Raw genomic sequence first — 26,149 nt, 5'->3', positions numbered from 1 at the left:
GGCACGATGACGCTGTCCGTGACCAACACCCTGACGGGCGAACGCGAGGAGTTCGAGCCACGAACAGGCGACGACGTGTTGCTCTACGTCTGTGGGCTCACGGTCTCGGACGACGCGCACCTCGGGCACGCCCGCCTCTGGATGCACGCCGACGTGATGCACCGATGGCTGGACCACGAGGGGTACGACGTCCACCACGTCGAGAACTTCACCGACGTGAACGAGAAGATAGCCGCCAGAATCGGCGACGACGAACTCGGAGACACCGAATCCGAAGTCGCAGAGCGGTTCACCGGGAACGTCATCCGCGACATGCGCGGGCTGAACCTCAAGCGCGCCGAAGTCTACCCCCGCGTCTCGGAACACGTTCCGCAGATAATCGACCTCGTCGAGACCCTGATGGAGAAGGGCTACGCCTACGAGTCGAACGGGTCCGTCTACTTCGACGTCTCGGCGTTCGACGACTACGGCAAACTCTCGAACCAGAAGGTAGAGGAGATGGAGTCCCAAGGCCCCGCGGACGAACGCTCCGAGAAGCGCAATCCGGCTGACTTCGCCCTCTGGAAGGCGGGTGCCGTTGCCCCCGACGACGTGGCCGAACACCGTCCAGACGGGTTAGACCCCGTCAGCGAACCGTGCGGCGACACGTGGGAGTCGCCGTGGGGCGAGGGCCGCCCGGGGTGGCACATCGAGTGCTCCGCGATGTCGATGACGCATCTGGACGACACCATAGACATCCACGTCGGCGGCCGCGACCTGGTCTTTCCCCACCACGAGAACGAGGTGGCCCAAAGCGAGGCGGCGACGGGCCAGACGTTCGCGCGCTACTGGCTTCACGTCGGCTTACTCCAGACCGAAGGCGACAAGATGTCCTCGTCTCTGGGGAACTTCTTCTACGTGAACGACGCTCTCGCGGAGTTCGGCGTGGACGTGATTCGGACGTTCTACCTCTCGACTGCGTACGGGTCCGAACAGACGTTCGGCGAGGACGAGATGGCGGAGGCCCGAGAGCGATGGGAGAGACTCGAACGGGCTTACGAGGCCGCACGCGACGCCATCGACGGCGTGAACGCCTACGCGACGGTCGAAGACGACGAGTTCCGCGAGGCGGTCGAAACCGTCCGGACCGACTTCCGAGCGGCGATGAACGACGACTTCAACGTGCGCGAGGCGATGGCGGCGCTTCTCGAACTCGTCCGGGCCGTCAACCGCCACCTCGACGAGAGAGAGCGGTACGACTACCGCGCGCTACGCGAGGCGGTCGAAACGTTCGACGAACTCGGCGGCGACGTGTTCGGCCTCTCTCTCGGCGATAGCGGCGAGGGCGGCGACGTCTCCGTCGCCGAGGACCTCGTCGAACTCGTCCTCTCGGTTCGCGAGGCGGAACGCGAGGCGGGGAACTACGAACGCGCGGACGAACTCCGCGACGAACTCACCGCACTCGGCGTGGAAGTGCAGGATTCGGACGACGGCCCGGCGTTCCGGTTCGAGTGAGGACTCACCGGGACCGAGAGGCGACTCGCCTGACTTCGACGGCGACTTCGTTCCGGCGGAGGAACGGCGGCGTCGCGGGCGCGTCGTAGCGCAGGAGGAACGGGTCGCCCACCACGCTGACCTCGGCGTCGTCGCCGCGGAGAGTCGAGAGCAACTCGTCCGTCTGTCGTTCGACCCGGCGGTCGGTCGCCCACCACGAGAACCGCTTTACCGCCAGCGTTCGCGCCGGCAGTTCGACGAGGCGGACGTTCGGGTCCGAGGGACGAGGCGCGGACTCGTAGTCGTACGACTCCGGCAGGTAGAACGCCATCCTGACGCCGTCCGCGTCGCGCGTCGTCTCCACGGGCGCGGTCATCGGCAGTGTCTCGCCCGCGTCGTCGGCACCCGACTCTCCGTCGTCGCCGTCGGGTGCGCGCGCGGTTCGCGCCGCGTCTCCGGTCGCGACGGGAGACGTCATCGACAGTTCCGCGTCGGAGCCGTTGTTCCCGGCGATGTACCGAAAGAGTCGTCTGAAAGCCTTGTTACCCGAGGGAGCGACGGTTTCGGCGACTACCGCGGTCGGGTATCGACGTAGTTCCACGCCGTCGAGCGTACCGACCGTCTCGTAGGGCACGTCGGGCGTGGAGCGACTCTCGTAGAGCGACCGCGCGGCGATGCCGACACCGAGAGAGGCGGCGGCGACGACGCCCCACTTCAGCGCACGTGTTCGGACCATACCGTAGAGAGCGTCGCCGAGACGGTAGGCTCTTGCGGGGCCCGTATCGACCGCTCACCCGTCCGCCGCGCCCGTCGCGGAGACTCGCCGCACCTCCACCGCAACCTCGCTCGCCCGGAGCGACGACGACGCCCCCGGGCCGTCGTAGCGCAGGACGAACGGGTCGCCGACCACGTCGATATCTCGGCTCTCTCCTCGCAGGTTCGAGAGCAGTCTCTCCCGCGCGCGTTCGACGCGGTTGCCGACGGACCACCGCGGGACGGGAGTCACCGCGAGCGTTCGCGCCGGCCGTTCGACCACGCGCACGTTCGGGTCCGAGGGACGGGGGGTCGACTCGACGTCGTACGTCTCGGGCAGATAGAACGCCATCCGGACGGCGTCGTCGGCAGATTCCGACCCGGACGCCGCGGGGGGCCTCTCGCCTTCGCTCACGACGGTCGGAAGCGCAGAGAGTCCCGTCTCGGCGTCGTTGTTCCCGGAGGCGTACCGGACGAGTCGGCCGAACGCTCGGTGTTCGGAGGGCGCAACGGTCTCTACGGCCACCGTCGCCGGGTAGCGCCGCAACTCCGCGTCGCCGAGGGTTTCGACCGTCTCCGCAGAGAGGGCGGGCGTCGAACGACGTTCGGAGACGACTCTCGCGACGGTTCCGGCGACGAGGGAGGCGGCGGCGATACCGCCGTACGCCAGCGTCCGCTTTCGGACCATACCGTGACGGGCGTCGCCCGGAGTGGAGTCTCTTGTGGGCGACGGAGTTCGCCGGTCGGCCCGGACTCACATCGTAAACAGGTGAGAGTCGTCGGGCACGTCGAACAGACCCATCCGGACGCCCGCGTCCAACCAGCCGTAGCCGTACGAGAAGGAGGCCAGAGCGTTCACCCAGTCGTCGGCGTCGCGGAAGTGGCGGCCGTCTTCGAGATACGAACGCGCCATCTCGCGGCACTCCTCTGCCGCCTCGGCGAGTGGCGTCCCCTCGGGGACGGCGACGTCCGCCGCCGCGAGTGCGTCGGCCAACATCTCCTCGTAACGGTCGGTCTTCTCGTGGAGGTCAGCGGACATACCCCCTCTGGGCGGCGGCGAACCAAGAAGCCGTCCGTTCGAGTCGCCCATCCGCGACACAGAACGTCTTTACCGCGCGCCGAGAGTCAGAGCGTATGCGCCCTCCACGACGCGCCGCCCTCCTCGGACGAGACGTCCGCACCTCGCGGCGCGCAGTCGCCGTCGCCGTCGCTCTCGGCGTCGCCGTCTTCGCCGCGTACGAACTGGTCCTGCACTCGACGCTCTCCGGGGCCGTCTGGTATCCCTACCCCGTCGCGGGACTCGTCGTCGGTGCCGCCGCGGTGCACGCCTACCGCAACGACGGCCTCCTCGTCTGTTTGGTTCTCGGTCTCTGTCCGTCGTTCGGGTTCGACCTCTATCACTTCGGCATCGGTCGGCAGGTGGCCTCTCGGCGCGTCCTCCTCGCGGCGACGAGTCCGTCGCTTTTCGTCGGACTCGCGTACGCCTCGCTCGGATTCGTCGCGGGGGCGATGCTCTGTCGCATCGCCGGCGCGGTTCGGCCCGCCGCGGACGCGGTCTGAGTTCGCTGCACGGCGACTCTCGGGTTACGGCGCGCCGCGCGCACGACAGCGGAACCTAAAAGGGCGGCAGTACCGAACGCAGAGACATGAGCGAGGACGCTGACGATTTCGTCGAACATCGGAGACTGATCATCGCGGGATCGGGGATATCGGGACTTTCGGCGGCCATCTACGCCGGACGGTCGAACAACGACCCCCTCGTGTTCGAGGGTGACGAACCCGGCGGACAGTTGACGCTCACCACCGAGGTGGACAACTACCCGGGCTTTCCCGAGGGTATCTCCGGGCCCGAACTCATCCAGAACATGCGCGAACAGTCCGAGCGATTCGGCGCGGAGATTCGACACGGCATCGTCGAGTCCGTGGAGGGTCCCGACTCCGAGGGCCGCCCGTTCACGCTGACGCTGAAGAACGGCGACGTCTACACCGCAGACGCCATCATCGCCGCGTCGGGCGCGTCCGCCCGAACGCTCGGCGTCCCCGGCGAAGACGAACTGATGGGCTACGGTCTCTCTACGTGCGCCACCTGCGACGGCGCGTTCTTCCGCGACGAGAAGATAGTGGTCGTCGGCGGCGGCGACGCCGCCATGGAGGAGGCGAACTTCCTCACCAAGTTCGCCTCGACGGTGTATCTCGTCCACCGCCGCGAGGAGTTCCGCGCTGAGGACTACTGGATAGATCGCGTCCAAGAGAAAGTCGACGACGGCGAGATAGAACTGATGCTCAACACGGAGGTGACCGAACTCCACGGGTCGCCGGAGGAGGGCATAGACCGCGTCACCCTCGTCCGTCACCCCGAGGGCCACCCCACCGAGAGACTCGACGACCCGGAGACGGAGGAGTTCGACTTCGACGCGGGCGCTGTGTTCTACGCCATCGGCCACACGCCGAACGCGGACTTCCTCGAAGGGACGGGCGTCGAACGCGACGCCGACGGCTACGTGAAGACGAAAGGCGGCACCGACGGCGGGCAGACGGCGACGGACGTGCCCGGCATCTTCGGCGCGGGCGACGTGGTCGACTACCACTACCAGCAGGCCGCGACGGCGGGCGGCATGGGCGTGAAAGCGGCGCTCGACGCCGACAGCTATCTCGAAGACGTCGAACGCGACCGACGCGCGAGCGAGGAACCCGCCGCGGTCGAGTCGGACGACTGAGTTCGCAGGCACGAGGACTTCCCATCCGCCGGGCGACGAACGACGAGCATGCAGACAGTAGTCCACCTCGTTTCGGCCGACGAAACAGAACAGCAGACGGCGCTCAACATCGTTCGGAACCTCGTCGAAGACGAGTCGGGGACGATAGACGACGTGGCCGTCGTCGCACAGGCGGGCGGGATAGAGCGGGTGACCACCCGCGAAGACGAGGGCGAGGAGGTCGAGAACCTCCTGGCCGACGGCGTCGAGTTCAAAGCCTGCAGCAACACGCTCCAGATGAAGGGCCTCGAAGAGTCAGACCTCGTCGGCGGTATCGAGACGGTGCCCGAGGGAGCGGTCGAAGTGACGCGCTTGCAGACCGAAGGCTACGCGTACATCCGGCCGTAGCGGGCCCTCTTTGGCCGCGTCGGCGGCGTCCGATTCCCACAGACCCTTAAGTCGAGAGACCCCACGACTCGTATGGTCGAAACCGAACTCTACACCATCGAAGGCCCGAACGGCGACGTCGAGACGATAGAACTGCCGGACGGTCTCGTCGACGTGTTCGCAGAACAGGGCGAGGAACCGACGAGCGTCGTCGGCGACTTGGTCGTGCAGGCGTTCGCACAGCAGTCACACGTCGTCGTCCACCACAGCGAAGGCGACACGGCGGCCGACTTAGAGGAACTCAACGACGAGATGGAGAGCATCTTCGAGGACCGGTTCGGCATCTCGCTCTCCGAGGCGATGGGCCACAGTCACTAACTCGTACACCGTTTCTCGCGGCGGAGGTTTCGCGCAGTTCGATCCCCGAATACGGTTTCTCGCGGCGGCCGGTTTCGGTCGTCGCCGAGGCGTTCAGACGAACAGCAACGGGACCATCACGGAGACGCCGGCGACGAGTCCCGCGACGAGTTCCGGGCGGCCGCCCTTCGGGAGTCCGTCTCCGAGAGCGACCGCCTCGGGGATGAACTCGGTGAGGACGAGAAACACCATCGCGCCGGCGGCGAACCCGAACCCCGCGGGGAGAAATTCCCGGGCGACGTTGACGAAGTAGAACGCGATGACCGCGCCGACGGGTTGCGGGAGACTGGAGAAGACGGACCACCAGACGAGTCGCCAGTTCGGAACGCCCATCGCGCGAAGGGGAATCGAGATGGCGACGCCCTCCGGGACGTTGTGGATGGAGATTGCGACGGTCATGAAGACGGCGAGGACGGGTACGGCGAAGCCGAACAGTTCGACGCCGCCGCCGAGGCCCAAGTCGGCGAACGCGACGCCGACGGCGACGCCCTCGGGAAACGAGTGGACGGTCAAGACGCCGAGGATGAGAAGCAGTTTCTTGAAGTCCGCCTGTTCGTACCGCTTCGGGTGCACCTCCGTCACCTCGATGACGTGGTTCGCGACGAAGACGAGCACCGCGCCCGCGACCAGCCCGATACTCAACAGAACGAGCGTCCGCCCGGGTATCGGGTCGGCGGAGACGCCCGCGAGAGACACCTGCACGTACTCGCCGAGCGCTTCCAACACCAATCCGAACACGGACGCCGAGAGCATGATTCCCGACGCGACGCCCCAGAGCACGACGTTCCACCGGTCGCCGATGTGGCGAACGAAAAAGAAGGGAACTGCCCCGAGTCCCGTCGCGAACGCTGTGACCAACCCGGCGACGAAGACGAACGCGAAGCTTCCGATGTCGACCATACCGGACGTACGTCGCCCGCGTTGAAATACATTTCATATTTCTGATGTTTTTGGCGCGCCTAAACCCGGAGAGCCGACAGTCGCACCCCGGAGAGAAGCGAATCACTTTTCGCTCCGCTCCGTGCGACACGGTAGTATGCACCAGAGAGCGGAGACGTTCGTCGGCGAGGCGGCGGACAGATACGGCTTCGACGTGACGGTAACGGAGTTCCCCGAGGGGACGAAAACCGCGGCGGACGCCGCCGACGCCGTGGGTTGTTCCGTCGGGCAGATAGCGAGTAGTCTCGTCTTCGACTGCGGCGGCGAACTCGTCGTCGTCGTCACGAGTGGCGCGAACCGGGTGAGTGAGGCGAAACTCGCGACTCACCTCGGAGTCGAGGCGGGAGACGTGTCGATGGCGGACCCCGGGCGGATACGCGACGTCGTCGGGTGGTCCATCGGCGGCGTCCCCCCGTTCTGTCACGAGACCGACCTCCGCGTCCTCTTCGACGCCTCGTTGGCCGACTACGACACCGTCTGGGCGGCCGCGGGGACCCCGACGTCGATGTTTCCCATCGACCCGGCGAAACTGCGCCGACTCTCCGACGCGACGTCCGCCGACGTGGTCGAGTAGCGATTCAGGCGGGCCAGATAGCGTCTTACTCCTCTGTACGGCTCTCTGCCGGTAGTTTTGCGCCTCGAACGACGCCGTCGGTCCGAACACACAGATTTATTTTAGATGCGTCTAATCTTTAGGTGAGCAATGGAAAATCTATCTCTGCATCGTCATCGAAAACCGTGCCGCACGGGGAGTGGTTCGGATGTCTGAACTGCTCGACATCTTCTTGGCGTCCGTCCGCGACGGCTTCGTGCAGGTGAGCGCGTTCGTCGCGGTGACGGTGCTCGTCTTCAGTTACGTGCAGTACCGGACCGACGGCCGCCTCGTCCGTCGGTTAGAGGAGAATCGCCGCGCCGGCCCCCTCGTCGGTGCGCTGATGGGACTTACGCCCGGGTGCGGGGGCGCTATCGTGATGATGCCGCTGTACGTCCGCGGTTCCGTCTCGTTCGGCACCGTCGTCGCGACACTCATCGCCACCGCGGGCGACTCGGCGTTCGTCCTGCTCGCACTCGCTCCGGAGGCGGCGCTGTACGCCTACGGCATCGCCCTCGTCGCCGCCGTCTGCTTCGGGTACGCGATAGACCGGTTCGGACTGGGCGTCGGGCGCGTCGACGCCGCGGTGGCGAGTCTCCGCCCGGCCCTCTCCGACGGTGGTGTGGCCGCGCCCGCGGTGGGCAACCAAGCCCACCACTACGCGGACGCGGAGGGGTGTGCCGCAGACGACGGACCGGCGCGCGACTCGGCGTTCGGACGATGGGTCAGTCGCGTCGCACTCGGCGCGTGGTGGCTTTCGGCGGCCGTCGCTCTCGTCGTGGGCGTCCTCTACTTGGTTCGCGGCGCGCCGGAGGTTCCGCTCGCGGTCGGTCTCTCTTACGCCGGCGTCTTCACCGCCGTCGGCGTCGCCGGGACGGCGCTGTCGGCGTTTCTCTACTTCGTCGGCCGAAACTACATCGGGCACGGACGCGTCGGCGGGGGCCGCGACACCTTCGAGAGCCTCGCCGAGACGGGGACGCACGCGGCGATGGAGACGTCGTTCGTCACCGTCTGGGTCGTCGCCGCCTACCTCCTCTACGAGTACGCTCTCGTCTTCTCGGGCGTCGACATCGCCGCCGTCGCCGCCGCCGCGGGGATTCTCGCCCCGATAGGGGGTGCGGCCCTCGGTCTCATCCCCGGGTGCGGTCCGCAGATCGTCCTCTCTGCGGCCTACGCCGAGGGTGCCATCCCCTTCTCCGCGCTGGTGGCCAACGCCATCAGTCAGGACGGCGACGCCCTGTTTCCGCTCATCGCCATCGACAAGACGGCCGCCGTGGTCGCGAGCATCTACACGACGATACCCGCCCTGTTCGTCGGCGTCGCCATCCACCTGACGTGGACGGCCGTCTTCGGCCTCCCGCAGTTCGGGTTCGGTGTCCTCGGATGAACGCGAGCGTCCCAATCTACGACCCGCGGGCGATTTATCCGCGCTCGGGGCGTCGATTCACCCGAGTGATATTCCGTGAGTGAGAGCGACGACCCCGTCGAAACCGAGCGCGTGTGGCTCGTCGAGCGGACGTACTCCGACGACGAACAGAACATCATCATCCTCGTCTACGCGACGCCGGACGGGTCGAAGTACCTCAGAAAAGAGCGGTCGCTGACGAGTTTCGGCGACGTGCGCGACACGACGGCGGCGGTGGACGCGAAAGCCGGAAGCCTCGGAACGGTGGACGACGACGAACGACGCGAACAGTACGCCGCGGAAGTCGAGCGAACGCGCGAGCAGTACGCACCCGACGAGGCGATATAGCCCGGCGGGGACACGAGGAGACCGGCCCTCGGTTCCGGCGCTCGAATCGTACACTCCGACAATAATTCGAACACATTTATCGAAAACCGTGAACGGTAACTGTCCGCACGGTCCATGTGATTCATAACATACCCGGATTTATGCGGCGAGAGCGAGTACCGTCGGGCGATGGGAGAGTTATCTGAGTTGTTCGTACCCGAACGCATCGCCGTGGTGGGTGCGACAGAGCGCGAAGGCTCCGTCGGTCGCGCCATCATGGAGAACCTCGTCGACGACTTCGAGGGGGACGTCGTCCCCGTCAACCCGAAGTACGACGAGGTGTTCGGCCTCCCGGCGGTGTCGGGCGTCGGCGACTCCGACGCCGACCTCGCTGTCGTCGTCGTCCCGCCGCACATCGCGGTGGACGTCGTCGAGAACGCGGGCGAGGCCGGTATCTCGAACGTCGTCGTCATCACCGCCGGGTTCGGAGAGACCGGAACCGAGGGCGCGACGCGAGAACAGGAACTGACCGCCGTCGCGGAGGAGTACGACATGAACCTCGTCGGTCCGAACAGCCTCGGCATCATGTCCACGCCGAAGGGGATGAACGCCACGTTCGGTCCCGAGAACGCGACGGAGGGCTCTATGTCCTTCATGAGCCAGTCGGGGGCGTTCATCACCGCGGTGCTCGATTGGGCCAACGACCAAGGCATCGGCTTCAAAGACGTCGTCTCGCTCGGAAACAAGGCCGTCTTGGACGAGGCGGACTTCGTGGACACGTGGGGCGACGACGAGGACACCGACGTCATCATCGGCTACCTCGAAGGCATAGACGCCGGGCGGGAGTTCATCGACACGGCGCGCGACGTGACGAAAGACACCCCCATCGTCCTCGTCAAGTCCGGCCGGACGGACGCCGGTGCGCAGGCCGCCTCCAGTCACACGGGGACCATCGCGGGGTCCGACAAGGCGTACGAGGCCGGTCTGGAACAGGCGGGCGTCATCCGCGCCGAGTCCGTGCAGGGACTGTTCGACGCCGCCCGGGTCCTGGAGAACCAACCGCTCCCCGAGAACGACGACATCGCCGTCATCACGAACGCGGGCGGCCCCGGCGTGATGACAACCGACGCCGTCGGCGACTCTCGGCTCTCTATGGCGGAGTTCACCGACGAGACGCTCGACACGTTCTCCGAGACGCTCCCCGAGGAGGGCAACATATTCAACCCCGTCGACATCGTCGGCGACGCCGACAACGAACGCTTCCGCGAGGCGTTGGACGTGGCTCTCGCGGACGAGAACGTCGGAGCGGCCCTCGTGTTGAGTTGTCCGACCGCCGTCCTCGACTACGCGCAACTCGCCGAGGACACCGTCGAACTCCAAGAGAAACACGACAAACCCGTCGCGGCCTGCTTCATGGGCGGGGAACGCGTCACGTCCGCCGCCGAGGTGCTCACCGACGCGGGCATCCCGAACTACTTCGACCCCGCCCGGGCCGTGGGCGGACTCGACTCGCTCGCGCGGTACCGCGACATCAGTCGGCGGCAGTACGACGACCCGGTCGAGTTCGACGTGGACCGAGAACGCGCCCGCGACATCCTCGCGAGCGTCGAGGACCGCGACGACACCCGCCTCGGCGTCGAGGCGATGGACCTGTTGGACGCGTACGGTATCGACACGCCGACGGGCGACATCGTGGACGCGCCCGCCGCCGCCCTCGAAGTCGCAGAGGAGATAGACGGCGACGTGGTGATGAAGATAGTCAGCCCCGACATCCTCCACAAATCCGACATCGGCGGCGTCAAAGTCGGCGTCGAAAACGAGAACGTCTACGACGCTTACGAGGACCTGATCACGCGGGCGCGGAACTACCAACCCGACGCCAACATCATCGGCGTGCAGGTCCAAGAGATGGTGGACTTAGACAGCGGCGTCGAGACCATCGTCGGCACGAACAAAGACCCGCAGTTCGGACCGCTACTCATGTTCGGCCTCGGCGGCATCTTCGTCGAAGTGCTGGAGGACACGACGTTCCGCGTCGCGCCCGTCTCCGAGTCCGAAGCCACGGAGATGACAGAAGAGATAGACTCAGCGCCGTTGCTGCGCGGCGCGCGGGGCCGGGAGCCAGTGGACGTCGAGGGCGTCTCGGAGACCATCCAACGCCTCTCGCAACTCGTCACGGACTTCCCGGCCATCCTCGAACTGGACATCAACCCGCTCGTCGCCACGCCCGACGGCGTCAAAGCCGTGGACGTGCGACTCACCGTCGACCCAGACCAACTGTAGACCCATGAACTCGCTACTCGTCACCTCGACCCACGAAAGTACCGGAAAGACGGCCGTCGCCCTCGCACTCGGCCAACTCGCGAAAGAACGCGGCCTCGACGTGGGCTACATGAAGCCCAAGGGCACGCGCCTGCAGTCGAACGTCGGCAAGACCCTCGACCGAGACCCGATGTTGGCGCGCGAAGTGCTCGGACTCGACGCCGAGATGCACCAGATGGAACCCGTCGTCTACTCGCCGACGTTCATCGACGGCGCGATTCGCGGCCAAGAAGACGGCGAGGAACTCGGCGAGATAGTCGACGAATACTTCGGCCAACTCGCGGAGGGCAAAGACCTCATGCTCGTCGAGGGCGGCGGCGTCTGGTCCACCGGCGGCATCGTCGACCTGACCGACGTAGACGTCGCGAACCGACTCGACGCGGGCGTCGTCCTCGTCGCCAACTACCAGAAGACGGCGGACGTAGACGACGTCATCGCGGCCGCAGAGCAGTTCGGCGACCGACTGACGGGCGTCCTCTTCAACGGCGTCACCGACGCCGCGTTCGACGAACTCGAACAGGAGGTCGTGCCGTTCCTCGAAGGCCGCGGCATCCCCGTCCTCGGCGTCGTCCCGCGAGAACAGGAACTGGCGGGCGTCACCGTCGAGGGACTCGCGGACGAACTCGGCGCTGACCTCGTCACCGGCGGCGAGACCGAGGCGTACGTCGAACGCTTCCTCGTCGGCGCGATGGGCGGCGACGCCGCCCTGCGCTACTTCCGGCGCACGAAGGACGCCGCGGTCATCACCGGTGGCGACCGGTCGGAGATAATCACCGCCGCACTCGAAGCCCCCGGCGTCAAGACCATCATCCTCACCGGCGGCCACCGGCCCTCGGGGGCCGTCCTCGGCAAGGCCGAATCGAAGGGCGTACCGGTCATGATGGTCAACGGCGACACGCTGACCGTCGTCGATCGCGCGGAGGACGTCATCCGGTCGGGCCGCACGCGCGACGAACGGACGGTGAACCGGATGCGCGACCTGCTCTTCGAACACACCGACGTGGACTCGCTCGTCGGTCCCGCGAACGACCCGTCCGACACCTCCGACGCCGACGCCGACGGCGAGTAAGTCGTCTCGGATCCGCGATTTCGCCGTCACGGATAGCGTGGCGGCGATGCGAACCGGCCACCGTCTTCGTTCTTCCGTCTCCGAGGGTCCCGTCCTCGCCGCGTGCGGTCGCCGGGCGAGGGTGACGAGTCCGAATACCGTCGCGGATACTCAATGAGAAACGTATGATTGTACTTACTGGTTACCAACATGAAATGGCTTGGCAGACGACTCTCGCCAGTCCGCTCTTCGTTCTCTCTGCGGGAGTCTCGGTCGCGCTCGCTCTCTCGTTTCTGCACCGGCGCGACAGACCCGGTGCGCGGGAACTCTCGTTGCTGTTTTTCGGACTCGCGGGCTGGGCGACGATGTCGCTCGGCGAGCTTTCGAGCGTCGGCATCGAACAGAAACTCCTGTTCGCGCGCATCTCGTACGGGTTCGTCGGGACCACGAGCATCGCGTGGTTCGTGTTCGCGACGGCGTACACGGACCAGTGGGCGTTCCGGCCGTGGATGTGGGCCGGTCTCGGGTCGGTTCCGGTCGTCGTCGTGGCCGCGGCGTGGACGTCTCCGGCGTCGGGGCTCCTGTGGACCGCCGCGACGACCGAATCGGTAAACGGCGTCAGCTACATCGCCACGGAGAAAGGTCCGGTCTTCTACCTGTTTATCGTCTTCGCGTACTCGCTCGTCGTCCTCGGGTCGGTCTTTCTGGGCCGTCTCGCGCTGGTCTCGCGGCGGGAGTATCGGGACCAGAGCCTGTTGCTTCTCACCGGATTGGCGACGACGTGGCTGACGAACGTGTTTCACTTTCTCGGCTTGCTCCCCATACGCTTCGACCCGACGCCGCTTGCGTTCACCGTTTCGGGCGGCCTGTTCGCTCTCGCCACCGTCGAGTTCGACCTGTTCGACGTGCTTCCGGCGGCGCGCGAGGCGGTCAGAGACCACGTCATCGACGATTTGCGCGACGGAGTCGTCGTCGCCGCCGAGGGCGATATCTCGGACATCAACCCCGCCGCAGAGCGGATGCTCGGACCGACCGCGGGCGGCATCGGCGGAGAACCGCTGGCCGCCGTCGCGCCGGAACTGGCGGCCCGCCTCGAAGCCGGTGAACGAACGTTCGAGTACGCGCCGGAGGATTCGGAGGCCATCTACGACGTGCGCGTCTCCTCCTTCACGTCGATGACGGGACGGGTCGAAGGAGAGGTGTTGACGCTGCGGGACGTGACCGAACGGCGGCAACGCGAACAGCGGTTGAGCGTGATGAACCGCGTTCTCCGCCACGACCTCCGGAACGACCTCAACGTCGTCTCCGGCTACGCGTCGCTCGTCGCCGACGACGAAGAAGACGAGGCCGACCGCCGCGCCGCCGCCGAAACTATCGTCCGGCGCGTCGATTCGATGACCGAACTGGCCGACAAGGCTCGCTCCGTCGAACGCGCGTTAGACAGCGAGATGCGACCGCGAGAGTCGTTCGACCTCGGCCCGAAACTCCGCGAGACGGTCGCAGACGCCGAACGGGACGCTCCCGACGCGACGGTAGAGTACGTCGGACCGGACGTGGTTCCGGTAGAGGCGATACCGCTCGTCGGCGTCGCCTTCGAGAACCTCGTCGAGAACGCTGTCAGACACGGCGGCGATTCTCCGACGGTCGAGGTTCGCGCCGAACTCGGCGACGAGACGGTCGTCACGGTCAGCGACGACGGACCCGGAATCCCCGACCACGAACTGGAGGCGGTACGCGGTGACGGCGAGACGCCGCTTCAGCACGCGAGCGGGTTCGGTCTCTGGTTGGTACAGTGGTTCGTGACCCACTCGGGCGGTTGCGTCTCTCTGTCCACGGGCGAGTCGGGCACCGTCTCTCGCGTGACGCTCCCCCGCGGGTCGTCGGGGGCCGGCGAGCGAACGAACGGTGCGAGGGAGATGGACGCTACCACCGACTCGCCGTGAGACGCCGCGGTCAGCACTCCCATCCGCGGTCGGTGCGGTTCAACCGTTCGCAACCGTCCGCCGTGACGGCGACCAGGTCCTCTATCCGGACGCCGAACTCCTCGGGCAGGTAGACGCCGGGTTCGACGCTGAACACCATCCCAGCCTCCAGTTCGCGGTCGTTTCCGGTGACGATGTACGGCTCCTCGTGGACGTCGAGTCCGACGCCGTGACCCGTCCGGTGGACGAACCGGTCGCCGTAGCCCGCCTCCTCTATGACCTCTCGCGCGGCGCGGTCCACCGACTCCGCCGTGACGCCGGGTTCGACTGCGTCCACGCCCGCCGCCACCGCGTCCCGCACGACGGCGTGGACGTCCTCGAACGTCTCCGAGGGGTCGCCGTCGAAGACGACAGTCCGGGTCTGGTCGCTGGGATAACCGTCCACGCGCGTCCCGAAGTCGAGGACGACGGGTTCGCCCGCGCGCACCTCTCTGTCCCCGTGGTGGTGGTGCGGCATCGCGCCGTTCGGTCCCGCCCCGACGATGGTCTCGAAAGAGACGCCGTCGCCGCCCGCCTCGGCCAACCGTCGCTCTATCTCCTGTGCGAGTTCGCGTTCGGACAGTCCCACGGCGTCGGCGCCCATCGCGCGGACGGCGTCCATCGCCTCGTCCGCGGCGGCGGCCGCCCGTCTCATCGCGTCCAGTTCCGCCTCGTCCTTCCGAACCCGGATGGCGGAGAGCACCTCGCTCGCGAGTCCGAACGTCGCGTCCGGAAGCGCCGCCCGCAAGTCGTGCGTGAAGCGCGCCCACATGGTGTCGTCGACGAGAACGTGCGGCGACTCCGGGAGGCCGAGGTCAGAAACGACAGATTCGACCGCTGCGAGGGGGTCGTCGCCGTCGGCCCACGTCCGCACGTCGTCGATCCACGACGCCTCTCGGACCTGTTTTTCGTACAGTTCGGGGACGAGAAACGTCGGGTCCCCCTCGGCGGGGAGAAGACAGAGCAGATGTCTCTCTCCGGGGTCTTCGTCGAACCCGGTGAGGTAAAACAGGTTCTGGCTCGGGAAACAGACGAGCGCGTCGGCACCGGCGTCCGAGAGCGCAGTCTGAGCGTCGCGTGTTCGTCGCTCGAAGGCGGCGGGCATAGCATCCGCTTCCGTGTCGGCGGACAAATATCTGCGGGGACGCGAGCCAGTAGAGGCGTCGCCGCCGTCGTCTGGTCTCCATCTCGACAGTGGAGTTTATCCCGCTCGGAGGTGCAACTCACGACTATGTCGTGGAACGCAGTCGACGCCCTCTCGGACGCCCGCACCGCGACGGAGTCGCTCCTCCTCCCGTTCGACGCCCGGACGTGGGCGAAGTTGGCGCTCGTCGTCTTCTTCGTCGGAACCGGGACCAACGCCTCGGTGACGACCAACGGGTCCGGGTCCGCCTCATCCGGTACAGGGGGGTCCGGGGTCCCGTTCGGGTCGGATGTCGACCTCGGGGCGTTCTCGCCGAACGAGGTGCTCTCTGCGCTCGGCGGCGTCTCGGCGCTTCGAATCGCCGCGGGAATCGCCCTCATCTTTGCCCTCCTCTTCGTGCTTCACTCGTTTCTGGCGGCCGTGTTCGAGTTCGTCTTCGTCGTCGGGGTGGCGGACCGAGACGTCCGCATCCGCGGTCCGTTCCGGTCTCACCTCGGCGACGGAGCGCGACTGTTCGCGTTCAGACTGCTCCTCGGAGTCGCCGCGTTCTCGCTGTTCGCCGTGCCGGTTGCGGCGGCGCTTCTCGGAGCCGTCTCCCTCGGACCCGAACTGTTCCTCGTCGTCATCCCCGTCTTTCTCGTCGGCGTCGTCGTCGCTCTCCTCGTCGCACTCGTACTCGGGTTGACTCGGGACTTCGTCGTCCCGGCGATGCTCGTCGAGGACTGCGGCGTCCTCGCCGGATGGCGGCGCGTCCTCCCGACGATGCGCGCAGAGTGGGAGGAGTTCGCGCTGTACGTCGTCGTCCGCTTCGGACTCGGAATCCTCGTGGGCGCGGTCATGGCGGTTGCGCTCGCCCTCGTCGCTCTCGTCGTCGCGGTTCCGTTCGTCCTCCTCGGCGGCGCTCTCTTCCTCGCGTTCTCACCGCTCTCGGGCGCCCTGTCGGTCGGGTCTGTCCTCCTCGGTGCCGTCGTTTTCCTCTACGTCGTCGCCCTCGCAGTCGCGGGCCTGTTCGTCAGCGTTCCGGTCGCGGTCTACTTTCGGTACTACTCGCTTTTGCTTCTCGCCGGCGTCGACTCCGGACTCGACGTGGTCGGTCGACCCGACGAACCGACGGACGACGCGCGAGACGCGGGTGCTGGCGACGCCGCGGTCTGACGACGGCCCTGTCCGTACCGTGTCCTGACGGCGTCTGAACGCGGTCACGCGCCTCGTACCGACCGTCGCGACGGCGGCCGACGGGCCGGTAAGCGCCGCGTAACTATGGTACATGCTCTCGTTCGAGACTGTATGTCGTTCCAATGGGTTTCGTACTTCGAGTGTGCGACGTGCGGCGAACTCGCGCGGGCGGACGCTGTCGAATACGACTCGCTCGGGTACTCGGTGTGTCCGCTCTGCGGAGAGCGAGGCGGACCGCTGGCGTCCGCGGAGGTCGATACCGACTCTGTCGAAGCCGTCGAGTGACACCGCGCGTCGCCTCCGAGAAGGGAAGCACTTGTAGCGGGAGAACGGAGCCGAGCGTATGAGTTGGCGCGAAGTCAGAGCCGACGAGCGAATCACCGAGTGGGAACGAGACGACGGGCACGTGACGGTTCGCCTCCGTCGGCGAGGCGACGAGACGTGGGTCGTCAGAGTGGACCAACTGTATCAAGACTCCACGGAACGGCGGTACGAGCGCGAACGGGTCGATACCGAGACGGAGGCGCGTTCGCTGGCGGAGGCGTGGATGGCGGAGTTCGACGACGGGGAGGACTGAACGGTTACGACTGGAGGCGTTCTGTCGTCTCGACCAACGGGTGTCGCGCGTAATCGACCACTTCGATGTCCGAGATGGACTCTAACCCTTCCTTTTGTGCGGTTCGCTGCATGCCGAGTTCGATGGGGTCGTCGAGGACGATGACGTAGGCCTCCATCTCCTCGACGCCGACTCGGTCTGCGGCCATCACGCGGTGGTGTCCGTCCGCGAGCACCAACGTCCCTTGGTTCTCGATGACGACGAGCGGTTCCGCGAGTCCGCGTTCGAGTTCGTACTTGCGCCCTTCGAGTTCGTCGGCGTACACGCGGCCCTGCGTCGGGATGAGTTTCGACAGTTCGACCGTCTGGCGCTCCTCGTGGATGTCGATGTCGTGTATCTGTTCGAGCGTCCGCATCAGTTTCCCCACCTTCTCCGGCGTCGCGCGCTCTATCTGTGAGCGGATGACGTCCGTGTTCGAGATGATGCCGACGAGGTTGCCCGCGTCGTCGACGACGGGGAGTTTCTGGATGCCCGAACGGAGGATGACGCGCGCGGCGTCCGTCACGTTCATCTCCGGGTGCGCGACGATGATGTTCTCCGTCATGGCGGTGAAGATGGGCGCTTCGTCGTCCTCCAACAGGATGTCGCGGGCGGTGACGAACCCCTCGACGCGCCGCCCCTCGCAGACGGGAAAGCCGTTGTGTCCGTCGCTCTCGATGATTCGGCGGGCGACGTCGGCGACCGAATCCGTCGGCGACACGGTCTGTACTTCGCGCGTCATGTACTCTTGGACGGTCGCCTTACCGATCATTGGCGGAGGTACGGGCGTCCGAGACAAAAGGGTGACTCCGTCGCCGGTCGGCGTTCGCCCGACTCACCACTCGTCCATCGGGAACTCGAACGTGAGGTCCGTCCCGTCCTCGTCGTGGGTGAGCATCATCGTCGCGTCCTCCAACGTCTCGAAGAACCGCCCCGCGATGACGTCCGAGACGACCCGTTCGAGCGACTCGCGGGAGTCTTCGCCCACGTCCGCGAGGATGCCGAGCGGAATCTGCGCGCCCGCCATGTCGGCGTGCCCGCCCGCGCTTCCGATGGGGCCGAGCGCGTCTCTGAGCGTCTCGCCGAGGTCCACCTCCGTTCCCCTCGCGCGCGCCGAGACGAAGACGGTCCCGTCCTTGAATCCGTAGACGACGACTATCTTCACGCCGTCCATCCCGAGAAGGCGGTCTGCGGCCTGCGCGAGTGCGTCTCGGTCCCGTATCTCGCCGACGTTCGTCGCCAACGCCTCGCCCCGCACGTCGCGGTTGCGGACGGCGCGGGCGACGGTCTCTAACACCTCCGAACTCATGCTCGGCGATTCGACGCGTTGCAGCAAGGACAGGTCCGCCGCGGGGAGACAGAACGCCGCCGCCTCGAAGTCTGCGGGCGACACCTCGCGGGTGAAGTCTCTCGTGTCGACTCGGATGCCGAACAGAAGCGCCGTCGCGACCGTCTCGTCGGGGTCGACGTTCAGACGTTCGAGGTAGTCCACGAGGAGCGTACTCGTCGACCCCATAGCCCGACGTAAATCGAGGAACCGCCCTTCGACCGGCGCGCGCGGCGGGTGGTGGTCGATGACGATGTCGACGTCGACGTCGGGCGAGAGTCCGTCGTTCACCCCCGGACGGGAGTGATCGACGAGGGCGATACCGTCGTACGCGCTGACCGTCGCACCGGGGTCGAGTTGCGTCAAATCGAGGTCGAGCAGGTTGACGAACGCCCGGTTCTCCTGGTGCGATATCTCGCCGAAGTAACAGGGGTCCGCGGGCACGCCTACGGTCTCTGCGATGCGGCAAAGCGCGATAGCGCTCGCGATGGCGTCGGGGTCCGGATTGTCGTGCATCACCACCGCGAGGCGGCCCTCGATGCTCCGGAGGACGCGATAGAGTCGGTGGAGGCGGTCCGCAGACTGGCCGCCGGCGAGGTTCATGAGTCGGTCGAAAAGCACCGCCCGCCCGTCCACCGTCCGGTCGACGAGCGAAGTGAGCGTCCGTTGGACGTCGTGGGCGGCGTCCTGTCCGAGATAGCCGACGACGTACGCGTCGGGGTAGTTCTCGCGGACGAGACGCGCCGCCTCGACGTTCGTCTCGGCGTCGTCGCTCGCGACGAAGACGACGTCCGCGTGGTCGGGGTAGGCCTCTGCGTCGTCGGGCGCGCGCCTGTCGACGACGACGCCGTCCTCGCGGAAGGACTCGACGACGCCGCCGCGTTGCGAGAGGACGACGAGTTCGCCCGGCCACTCGGCCATCCGCTCTATGGACCGGCGCGCGGCCGTCCCGCACCCGAGGACCAACCGCCGTGTCATTGCCGGAAAGTCGGTCTCTGGCCGGAAAACCCTACCGTCACGGGTCGCCCCGGTCCGGCGATGGAGTTATGCCTCAGCCGCCTGTGTCACTATCTGTCATGGAGGCCGACCCTGACATCGTCGGAAACGAGTTCGCAGAGTCTCTGGAAGCAGCCTGTCGGACGACAGTCGGCGACAGTCTCCGCAGCATCACCTACTTTACACCCGAATCGTTCGCGCAGGTGTACCTCCGCTCGGACCTCGATTCGGACGCCGACCTGGCGGGGTTCGTCGAACACGAAACAGACGGCTTTCGGGCGAAGCGAGCGTACCGCGGTTCCGAACTCGGCGACTACGCGTTCACGATCCGGGCGTTCGAAAACGGCTACCTGACCCGCGTGACCGTCGACGGACACGGCGTGTTCGTCACGACGGACGGACTGACGATGCGACGGTCCGAGGACGTGGCGTCGGCGCTACAGACGGTGTTGTCGGAACGGGAGGTCCCCCAGAGAGCGTAGACGAACGAAGCGAGTACAGTGACGGCTCTCGACGCGTCGAGCGGTCGAAAGAAAAACGGGCGCGGACTCTCAGAAGAGAGCCGCGGCGACGGTCTGTGCCGTCTCGATGACGGGTGCGAACGCCGGCAAAAGCAGGAGGGTACCGACGGCGGCGAAGATGACGGCCGCGTACAGGCCGACGGGCTTCGTTCCGAGTTCGAGCCCCTCCTTCGGGTCTTCTATCCACATCGCCTTGACGACGCGACTGTAGTAGTACAGCGACAGTGCGCTGTTTACCGCGCCGAAGGCGGCGAGCCACCAGAACCCGGCCTCTATGGCCGACAGGAACAGGGCGTACTTCGAGAGGAAGCCGCCGAACGGCGGGAGGCCCGCGAGGCTGAACATGAACACGGTCATCGCGAGGCAGGCCATCGGCGCGCGCGTCGAGAGGCCGTTGTAATCCTCGAACGTGCGGCCGACGCCCCAATGTTCGACCATCGCGATGAACAGGAACGCGCCGGTGTTCATGAAGCCGTAGACCATCAGGTGCGCCATCGACGCACCGAGGACGTTCGCGTTCGGCCCGCCGACGGAAAGCGCGGCGAGGCCGATAAGCGCGTAGCCCGCGTGCCCGATAGAGGAGTACGCGAGCATCCGCTTTACGTTCTCTTGGGTCGCCGCGGCGAAGTTCCCGAGCGTCATCGTGACGACGGCGAGAACCTGGAACGCGAGCACCCAATCGACGCCCGCGGGAATCTGTCCCAGCGGGAACGCCTCTACGAAGACGCGGAAGGCGACGGCGAAACCGGCCGCCTTCGACGCCGACGAGAGGAACGCCGAGATGGGCGCGGGCGCACCCTCGTACGCCTCGGGTGCCCAGAAGTGGAAGGGCACGGAGGCCGTCTTGTACGAGAACCCGCCGATGAGCATCAGCACGCCGATGCCGAGGACGCCGACGAACGGCGTGTCACCGACCGAAGAGGCGATATCGCCCAAGAGGAGCGACCCCGTCGCCGCGTAGACGAGACTGATGCCGAACGCGAACACCGCAGACGAGAGCGCGCCGATGAGGAAGTACTTCAGCCCCGCCTCGATGCTCCCGCGGTCCGTCTTCAGGAACGCCACGAGGGCGAACGAGGGGAGCGAGGCGAGTTCGAGGCTGACGAACACCGTCGCGAGCGAGTTCGCCATCGACATGAGCGTCATGCCGGTGGCGGCGAACATCACGAGCGAGTAGTACTCGCCGCGGGTCGACTTGTCGCCGATGTAGTCGTAACTCGCGACGGAGACCATCGCGGCGACGACGGTGAAGATGAGCGTGAAAAAGAGGCTCATCCCGTCGACGACGATAGCGTCGCCGTACAGCGTTATCGCGCCGCCCGTCTGGGGCTGTCCCGTCCCCGAGAGGAGGAACCAGCCCGCGACGGCGAACGCCGAAAGCGACCCCGCCGTCGCGATGCCGGCCAGGAGCGCGTTGCTCACGCCGCCCTCTCGGCTGGACCTGAGGCTATCGACGAGGAGCAACGCGAGTCCCGCGAGCGCCAGTATGATCGCCGGAGCGGTCGCCGCCCAGTCCGGAAGCGAGCTCTGAAGCGCGAGCGCACTTGCGGACATCAGACGCCACCTCCCGTCTCGAGGATCGGATTAACTGCTTTTTGAATCATCTCGAAGAAGATGTCGGGGGCCACGCCCAGGACGATGACGAGGACGAGAAGCACCGCGAGCGGAGCCACGTCGTGGAACGCAGCCTCCGTTATCTCGTAGTCGCCGTCGAACCGGAACGGGCCGAACAGCGTCCGCTGCATCGCAAACAGCAGGTAGCCCGCGACGATGACGATGCCGAACATCGCCGCCGCCGTAAAGAGCGGCATCGCGGAGTGGACCGTCGACTGGAAGGAGCCCTGGAAGATGAAGAACTCCGCGGCGAAGCCAGCCATCAGCGGCAGTCCCATGTAGCCGAACGCGCCGGCCACGAAGATACCCGAGGTGACGGGCATCCGGTCTGCGATGCCGGACATGTCGCCCACCATGCGCGTGTGCGTGGTGTTGTAGATGACGCCGACGGTCATGAACATCAGCCCCGAGATGAGGCCGTGTGCGACCATCTGGAACGTCGCGCCGCCGACGCCGTACGTCGTGTACGCGACGAGTCCGAGGATGACGTACCCCATCGACGAGACGGAGGAGTACGCGACGATGCGCTTTAGGTCCTGCTGAGCCAGCGCCAGTATCGCGCCGTAGATGACGCTGACGACGGCGATGACCGCGATTGGCACGACGAGTGCCTGCGCCACGTCGGGCATCATCGTGAAGTTGAACCGAAGCAGCGCGTACGTCCCCATCTTCAGGAGGACGCCCGCGAGCATCACCGACACCGGCGTCGGCGCTTCGACGTGAGCGTCCGGAAGCCACGTGTGAAGCGGTGCGACGGGCACCTTCACCGCGAAGCCGAGGAACATCGCCACGAAGGCGACGAGTTTCAGCGTCGCGGCGTCCAACGTGCCGTAGCCGCCGAGTTCGCCGGCGCGTAACGCCTGTGATATCTCGGGCAAGCCGAGCGAACTGACGGAGTCGCCCAGCCCGAACACCAGAGCGATGAAGCCGATGAACATCACGAGCGACGCGATGTTCGTGTAGACGAAGAACTTGATCGCGGCGTACTTCCGGCGCGGGCCGCCCCAGACGCCGATGAGGAAGTACATCGGGACCAACACGGCCTCCCAGAAGACGAACCACACGAAGAAGTCGAGCGCGGTGAACACGCCGAGCAGGTTCGCTTCCATGAACAGCATCAGTCCGTAGAACTGGGACTGCCGGGACGTGATGGGCGTCCACGCGCTGATTATCGCCAGCGTCGTGAGCACCGTCGTGAGGACGATGAGCGGGAGACTGATGCCGTCGACGCCGACGTACCAGTTCAAGTCGAGTCCGCCCAGCGTGAGCCAGGTGACCTGCGTCTCGAACGCGGCGGAGCCGCCGAGTAAGGCGTTTCCGGTCGCGTCGAACTGTGACCACATGTAGAGGCTCCCGACGACGGGGAGCAGACTGAGCACGGCCGCCAACTCGCCGGCGTGTTGTCGCGGTGCGACGAACACGACCAACGCGGCGACGAACGTGACTGCGATGAGCGCTTCGATTATCATACGAACCACCCTCCGAGGATACCGAATCCGAGAAGTAACGCCGTCAGAGCGAGGGTGATGAGCGCGGCGTAGTTGCTCACGACCCCCGTCTGGACCCGCCGGACGCGACTACCCGAAAACAGGCTGACGCTGGAGACGCCGTTTACGACGCCGTCGACGACGCCGTTGTCGAACTTGTCCGCAGCGCGCGAGACGGGTTGCGTCACGCCGGTGGCCAGCCAGACTTGGTACTCGTCTTGGTAGTAGTTGTTGAACAGCACGGTCTTGATGCCGCCGAGCTTGTCGGTGTGTTCGACCGGCTCGGGGACGTTGTACAGCGCGTACGCCAGACCAGCACCCGCGAGGGCGAGTCCGAGCGAGACGGCAGCGCCGAGCGCCACCGTCGTCGTCTCGCCGCCGATGTACGAGGAACTGTACGGGAGTATCTCTCCGTAGTGGTGCGCGTTCAGCGCGCTATAGCTCCCGTCGAGCCACTGGTGGAGGAAGTCGATTCCGTGGATGCCGAGCAGTTTCTCGACCGGGACCATGTTGACGACGCCGGCCGTCGCGGCGAGGACGCCGAGTACGGCGAGCGGTCCCTTCACGTTCCAGTGGACGCCGTGCGGGTTGCGAGCCGTTTCCGTCCGGGGTTCGCCGTGGAAGGTGAGAAACACCATCCGGAACGTGTAGAACCCGGTGAAGAAGACGGCGAGCAGGCCCATCGCGTACGCGGCCAAAAGTATCGGACTGCCGCCCAGTCCGTGGATGAGCGTCTCGTACAGCACCTCGTCTTTCGACCAGAAGCCGGCGAACGGGAAGATGCCCGCCAGAGCCAGCGAACCGGCGAGGAACGTGTAGTACGTGACGGGCATTCGGTCTTTCAGACCGCCCATGTCCCACATGTCCTCGTTGTGGTGCATCGCGATGATGACCGACCCCGCGCCGAGGAACAAGAGCGCCTTGAAGAAGGCGTGGGTCATGAGGTGGAACGTCGCGGCGACGTAGCCGCCCGCCCCGAGTCCGAGCATCATGTATCCGTACTGCGAGATGGTCGAGTACGCGAGCACCTGCTTTATCTCGCGTTTGACGACGGCCATCGTCGCCGCGAACAGCGCGGTGAAGCCGCCGACGAGCGCGATTATCGCGAGTGCCGTCGGTGAAACCGCGTAGAAGCCGTACATCCGCGCGACGAGGTAGACGCCGGCCGCCACCATCGTCGCGGCGTGGATGAGCGCGGAGACGGGCGTCGGACCCTCCATGGCGTCCGGAAGCCACGTGTGGAGGGGGAACTGCGCGGACTTCCCGACGACGCCGCCGAGAACCAGCAGTCCGACGATGGTGAACCACGTCTGCGGCGCGAAGCCGAACGTGTTGGCCTCGGCGTTGCCGGCGAGTACTTCCTCTGCGAGCACGGGGAACGCGCCCTCGCCCGCGAACTGCGCGGTACCGAACGTCGCGAACACCGCGACGACGCCGACGAGGAAGAAGTAGTCACCGAAGCGGGTGACCAAGAACGCCTTCTTCGCGGCGCTCGGCGGTCCCGGCTCGCGGAACCAAAAGCCGATGAGCAGGAACGAACACAGCCCCACCAGCTCGAAGAACATGAACGCCATGAGCAGGTTGTCGGCGACGACGAACCCGAGCATGGATGCGGTGAACAGGCCGAGCCCGGCGTAGTAGCGCGGGAGGCCCGTCTCGCCCTCGTCGTTCATGTATCCGAGACTGAAGACGTGGACCAAAAAGGCGATGAGCGTCACGATGACGAGCATCATCGCCGAGAGCGGGTCGATGAGGATGCCGAACGTGAGCGTCAGCGCGTCCTGCGCGCCGGTGGCCCACGTGTAGATGGTCGTGTCGATCGTCTGTCCCTGACTGACGGCGAAGAACGTCGCGAGCGACAGCACGAGCGAACCCGCGGTCGCCGCGATGCCCGCCAGCGCGCCGCCCTTGGGCAACCGATTGCCTACGAAGAGGGCGACGAGGAACGAGACGAACGGCAACAAGACGATTGCCGGAGTGAAATCGAGTATTCCTGCCATGTTACCACCTCATCGTCGTCGCGTCGGTGACGTCGACGCCGTCGAAGTTGCGATAGAGGACGAGGACGATGCCCAGCCCGATCGCGACTTCGGCGGCGGCGAGCGCCATCGTGAACAGCGCGAACGTCTGTCCCGTGACGTTCCCCCAGACGAAGGAGAACGCGACGAGGTTGATGTTCGCGGCGTTCAACATCAGTTCGACCGACATCAGTAACAGCAGCGCGTTGCGCCGCGTCAGGATGCCGAACAGGCCGATACAGAAGAGCGCGGCCGACAAGAGCAGGTAGTACTGCGGCGGAACCATCAGTCGTCTCCCCCCTCGTCGAACAGCTTGTTCTTCAGTCTGCGACCGCCGTCGGCCAAGAGAACCGTCTCCGTCTGTCCCTCGTCTCCCTCGTGTTTCGCGAGGTGGAGAGCGCCGTCGAGAGCCACGTCGAGCGTTATCCCCATGAGGATGAACGCGACGAGGAAGCTCTCACCGGCCACGTCTCCGAATCCGAGGTTGAACATCGCGTAGCCGATGCTGGCCGTGATGTTCGCCCCGTCCGCAAAGCCCTGCGGGTCGGGGAACGCGGCCGTGACGAACACGGCAGCCATCACGACGAACAGTGCAACAGCGGCCAGACCGGGCACCAGATGCGAGCCCAGTTTCAGTTCGGGTTTAGTTGTCATGTACGACTCACCTCCGCTTCGGTTCGCGTCAGCATCACGGCGAACGTGATGAGAATGAGGACCCCGCCCACGTAGACGAGAATCTGCATGGCTGCGAGGAACTCGGCCTGCAGCATCACGTAATGCACCGCGACGCTCAAGAGCGCGCCCCCGAGCAAGAGTGCGGAGTGCCAGATGTCCCGCACGAGGACGACGCCCAGGCTGCAGCCCACGGTGACGAGGGCGAACAGCGCGAACGCGATGGTTTCATAAACCATTGTTTGTGTCTCCTTGAGGAATCCTTTTGTAGATTTCGAG

Annotated in this window: 28 protein-coding genes; 15 read left to right on the top strand and 13 right to left on the bottom strand. The window is 66.1% G+C overall.

From position 1 onward, the window contains the following. The first annotated feature begins 6 nt into the window (after nucleotides 1-6). A complete protein-coding gene (gene cysS, locus BM167_RS05420) occupies nucleotides 7-1,494 on the top strand; it encodes a cysteine--tRNA ligase (RefSeq protein ID WP_092889857.1) in 1,488 nt (495 codons plus the stop codon). 4 nt (nucleotides 1,495-1,498) lie between these two features. Here cysS and BM167_RS05415 read toward each other — a convergent pair whose 3' ends face one another. The 3 genes from BM167_RS05415 to BM167_RS05405 form a co-directional block, all read right to left on the bottom strand. Beyond that, nucleotides 1,499-2,209, bottom strand: coding sequence for an SOUL family heme-binding protein (locus BM167_RS05415; RefSeq protein WP_092889854.1), 711 nt, complete (start codon nucleotides 2,207-2,209; stop codon nucleotides 1,499-1,501). 54 nt (nucleotides 2,210-2,263) lie between these two features. Continuing rightward, a complete protein-coding gene (locus BM167_RS05410; protein WP_092889851.1) occupies nucleotides 2,264-2,914 on the bottom strand; it encodes an SOUL family heme-binding protein in 651 nt (216 codons plus the stop codon). Between the two features lie 66 nt (nucleotides 2,915-2,980). Beyond that, complete coding sequence (locus tag BM167_RS05405) at nucleotides 2,981-3,265, bottom strand: DUF357 domain-containing protein (RefSeq protein ID WP_092889848.1); 285 nt, start codon at nucleotides 3,263-3,265, stop codon at nucleotides 2,981-2,983. A gap of 95 nt (nucleotides 3,266-3,360) precedes the next feature. Here BM167_RS05405 and BM167_RS05400 point away from each other — a divergent pair, with 95 nt between their 5' ends. The 4 genes from BM167_RS05400 (at nucleotide 3,361) to BM167_RS05385 (ending at nucleotide 5,687) form a co-directional block, all read left to right on the top strand. Next, the gene (locus tag BM167_RS05400; RefSeq protein WP_092889845.1) at nucleotides 3,361-3,786 is read left to right on the top strand and encodes a hypothetical protein; all 426 of its coding nucleotides are present in this window, start codon (nucleotides 3,361-3,363) and stop codon (nucleotides 3,784-3,786) included. Between the two features lie 86 nt (nucleotides 3,787-3,872). Continuing rightward, nucleotides 3,873-4,943, top strand: coding sequence for an NAD(P)/FAD-dependent oxidoreductase (locus BM167_RS05395; protein ID WP_092889842.1), 1,071 nt, complete (start codon nucleotides 3,873-3,875; stop codon nucleotides 4,941-4,943). 48 nt (nucleotides 4,944-4,991) lie between these two features. Next, nucleotides 4,992-5,330 (top strand): DsrE family protein, encoded by a 339-nt coding sequence (locus BM167_RS05390; RefSeq protein WP_092889839.1) that lies wholly within the window; start codon nucleotides 4,992-4,994, stop codon nucleotides 5,328-5,330. A 72-nt stretch (nucleotides 5,331-5,402) separates the two neighbouring features. Further along, complete coding sequence (locus tag BM167_RS05385) at nucleotides 5,403-5,687, top strand: DUF7545 family protein (RefSeq protein WP_092889836.1); 285 nt, start codon at nucleotides 5,403-5,405, stop codon at nucleotides 5,685-5,687. Between the two features lie 93 nt (nucleotides 5,688-5,780). Here BM167_RS05385 and BM167_RS05380 read toward each other — a convergent pair whose 3' ends face one another. Next, nucleotides 5,781-6,626, bottom strand: coding sequence for a ZIP family metal transporter (locus BM167_RS05380; RefSeq protein ID WP_092889833.1), 846 nt, complete (start codon nucleotides 6,624-6,626; stop codon nucleotides 5,781-5,783). 136 nt (nucleotides 6,627-6,762) lie between these two features. On the opposite strand from BM167_RS05380, the gene BM167_RS05375 reads away from it, so the two are divergent. The 6 genes from BM167_RS05375 to BM167_RS05350 all read left to right on the top strand — a co-directional run bounded on the left by BM167_RS05375 (nucleotide 6,763) and on the right by BM167_RS05350 (nucleotide 14,302). Further along, on the top strand, nucleotides 6,763-7,239 hold the full coding sequence (locus BM167_RS05375) for a YbaK/EbsC family protein (RefSeq protein WP_092889830.1): 477 nt from the start codon (nucleotides 6,763-6,765) through the stop codon (nucleotides 7,237-7,239). Between the two features lie 187 nt (nucleotides 7,240-7,426). Continuing rightward, nucleotides 7,427-8,644 carry a putative manganese transporter gene (locus tag BM167_RS05370; RefSeq protein WP_092889827.1) on the top strand — a complete coding sequence of 406 codons (1,218 nt, stop codon included), beginning with the start codon at nucleotides 7,427-7,429 and terminating at the stop codon, nucleotides 8,642-8,644. A gap of 75 nt (nucleotides 8,645-8,719) precedes the next feature. Next, the gene (locus BM167_RS05365) at nucleotides 8,720-9,010 is read left to right on the top strand and encodes a DUF7967 family protein (RefSeq protein WP_092889824.1); all 291 of its coding nucleotides are present in this window, start codon (nucleotides 8,720-8,722) and stop codon (nucleotides 9,008-9,010) included. Nucleotides 9,011-9,178: 168 nt separating this feature from the next. Continuing rightward, the gene (locus tag BM167_RS05360) at nucleotides 9,179-11,272 is read left to right on the top strand and encodes an acetate--CoA ligase family protein (RefSeq protein ID WP_092889821.1); all 2,094 of its coding nucleotides are present in this window, start codon (nucleotides 9,179-9,181) and stop codon (nucleotides 11,270-11,272) included. A gap of 4 nt (nucleotides 11,273-11,276) precedes the next feature. Further along, on the top strand, nucleotides 11,277-12,380 hold the full coding sequence (locus tag BM167_RS05355; protein ID WP_092889817.1) for a phosphotransacetylase family protein: 1,104 nt from the start codon (nucleotides 11,277-11,279) through the stop codon (nucleotides 12,378-12,380). 194 nt (nucleotides 12,381-12,574) lie between these two features. Then, nucleotides 12,575-14,302 (top strand): histidine kinase N-terminal 7TM domain-containing protein, encoded by a 1,728-nt coding sequence (locus tag BM167_RS05350; protein ID WP_177213286.1) that lies wholly within the window; start codon nucleotides 12,575-12,577, stop codon nucleotides 14,300-14,302. 10 nt (nucleotides 14,303-14,312) lie between these two features. Here BM167_RS05350 and BM167_RS05345 read toward each other — a convergent pair whose 3' ends face one another. Next, nucleotides 14,313-15,425: a M24 family metallopeptidase gene (locus tag BM167_RS05345; RefSeq protein WP_092889811.1), complete on the bottom strand. Its 1,113-nt coding sequence runs from the start codon at nucleotides 15,423-15,425 to the stop codon at nucleotides 14,313-14,315. A gap of 126 nt (nucleotides 15,426-15,551) precedes the next feature. Here BM167_RS05345 and BM167_RS05340 point away from each other — a divergent pair, with 126 nt between their 5' ends. The 3 genes from BM167_RS05340 to BM167_RS05335 all read left to right on the top strand — a co-directional run bounded on the left by BM167_RS05340 (nucleotide 15,552) and on the right by BM167_RS05335 (nucleotide 17,217). Further along, nucleotides 15,552-16,619 carry a DUF7544 domain-containing protein gene (locus tag BM167_RS05340; RefSeq protein WP_092889808.1) on the top strand — a complete coding sequence of 356 codons (1,068 nt, stop codon included), beginning with the start codon at nucleotides 15,552-15,554 and terminating at the stop codon, nucleotides 16,617-16,619. 132 nt (nucleotides 16,620-16,751) lie between these two features. Further along, nucleotides 16,752-16,925 carry a hypothetical protein gene (locus BM167_RS18340; RefSeq protein ID WP_177213285.1) on the top strand — a complete coding sequence of 58 codons (174 nt, stop codon included), beginning with the start codon at nucleotides 16,752-16,754 and terminating at the stop codon, nucleotides 16,923-16,925. A gap of 58 nt (nucleotides 16,926-16,983) precedes the next feature. Next, nucleotides 16,984-17,217, top strand: coding sequence for a DUF7543 family protein (locus tag BM167_RS05335; protein ID WP_092889805.1), 234 nt, complete (start codon nucleotides 16,984-16,986; stop codon nucleotides 17,215-17,217). A 4-nt stretch (nucleotides 17,218-17,221) separates the two neighbouring features. On the opposite strand, the gene BM167_RS05330 is transcribed toward BM167_RS05335, so the two are convergent. Further along, nucleotides 17,222-18,007, bottom strand: a complete 786-nt coding sequence (locus BM167_RS05330) for a CBS pair associated ParBc domain-containing protein (RefSeq protein WP_092889802.1) — start codon at nucleotides 18,005-18,007, stop codon at nucleotides 17,222-17,224. A gap of 63 nt (nucleotides 18,008-18,070) precedes the next feature. Continuing rightward, entirely contained in the window at nucleotides 18,071-19,540 is a 1,470-nt protein-coding gene (locus tag BM167_RS05325) for a DHH family phosphoesterase (protein ID WP_092889800.1), read from the bottom strand. A 98-nt stretch (nucleotides 19,541-19,638) separates the two neighbouring features. On the opposite strand from BM167_RS05325, the gene BM167_RS05320 reads away from it, so the two are divergent. Further along, nucleotides 19,639-20,040, top strand: coding sequence for a DUF7522 family protein (locus BM167_RS05320; RefSeq protein WP_092889797.1), 402 nt, complete (start codon nucleotides 19,639-19,641; stop codon nucleotides 20,038-20,040). Nucleotides 20,041-20,109: 69 nt separating this feature from the next. Here the strand turns inward: BM167_RS05320 and BM167_RS05315 are convergent, their stop codons facing one another. From BM167_RS05315 to BM167_RS05290, 6 genes are read right to left on the bottom strand one after another with little or no spacing between them, the layout of a single operon-like run. Further along, nucleotides 20,110-21,633, bottom strand: a complete 1,524-nt coding sequence (locus BM167_RS05315; protein WP_092889794.1) for an NADH-quinone oxidoreductase subunit N — start codon at nucleotides 21,631-21,633, stop codon at nucleotides 20,110-20,112. Continuing rightward, the gene (locus BM167_RS05310) at nucleotides 21,633-23,162 is read right to left on the bottom strand and encodes a complex I subunit 4 family protein (RefSeq protein WP_092889791.1); all 1,530 of its coding nucleotides are present in this window, start codon (nucleotides 23,160-23,162) and stop codon (nucleotides 21,633-21,635) included. The genes BM167_RS05315 and BM167_RS05310 overlap by 1 nt, the downstream gene beginning before the upstream one ends. Further along, nucleotides 23,159-25,180: an NADH-quinone oxidoreductase subunit L gene (gene nuoL / locus BM167_RS05305; RefSeq protein WP_092889788.1), complete on the bottom strand. Its 2,022-nt coding sequence runs from the start codon at nucleotides 25,178-25,180 to the stop codon at nucleotides 23,159-23,161. The genes BM167_RS05310 and nuoL overlap by 4 nt, the downstream gene beginning before the upstream one ends. A 1-nt stretch (nucleotide 25,181) precedes the next feature. Further along, the gene (gene nuoK, locus BM167_RS05300) at nucleotides 25,182-25,484 is read right to left on the bottom strand and encodes an NADH-quinone oxidoreductase subunit NuoK (RefSeq protein ID WP_092889784.1); all 303 of its coding nucleotides are present in this window, start codon (nucleotides 25,482-25,484) and stop codon (nucleotides 25,182-25,184) included. Next, nucleotides 25,484-25,852 carry a proton-conducting membrane transporter gene (locus tag BM167_RS05295; protein ID WP_092889781.1) on the bottom strand — a complete coding sequence of 123 codons (369 nt, stop codon included), beginning with the start codon at nucleotides 25,850-25,852 and terminating at the stop codon, nucleotides 25,484-25,486. Before BM167_RS05295 ends, nuoK begins: the two co-directional genes overlap by 1 nt. Next, nucleotides 25,849-26,109, bottom strand: coding sequence for an NADH-quinone oxidoreductase subunit J (locus BM167_RS05290; protein WP_092889778.1), 261 nt, complete (start codon nucleotides 26,107-26,109; stop codon nucleotides 25,849-25,851). The genes BM167_RS05295 and BM167_RS05290 overlap by 4 nt, the downstream gene beginning before the upstream one ends. Nucleotides 26,110-26,149 lie beyond the last annotated feature (40 nt).

It is taken from the genome of Halopelagius inordinatus, assembly GCF_900113245.1.
GTDB lineage: Archaea > Halobacteriota > Halobacteria > Halobacteriales > Haloferacaceae > Halopelagius > Halopelagius inordinatus.
This window is presented reverse-complemented; position numbering and strand designations above follow the sequence as displayed.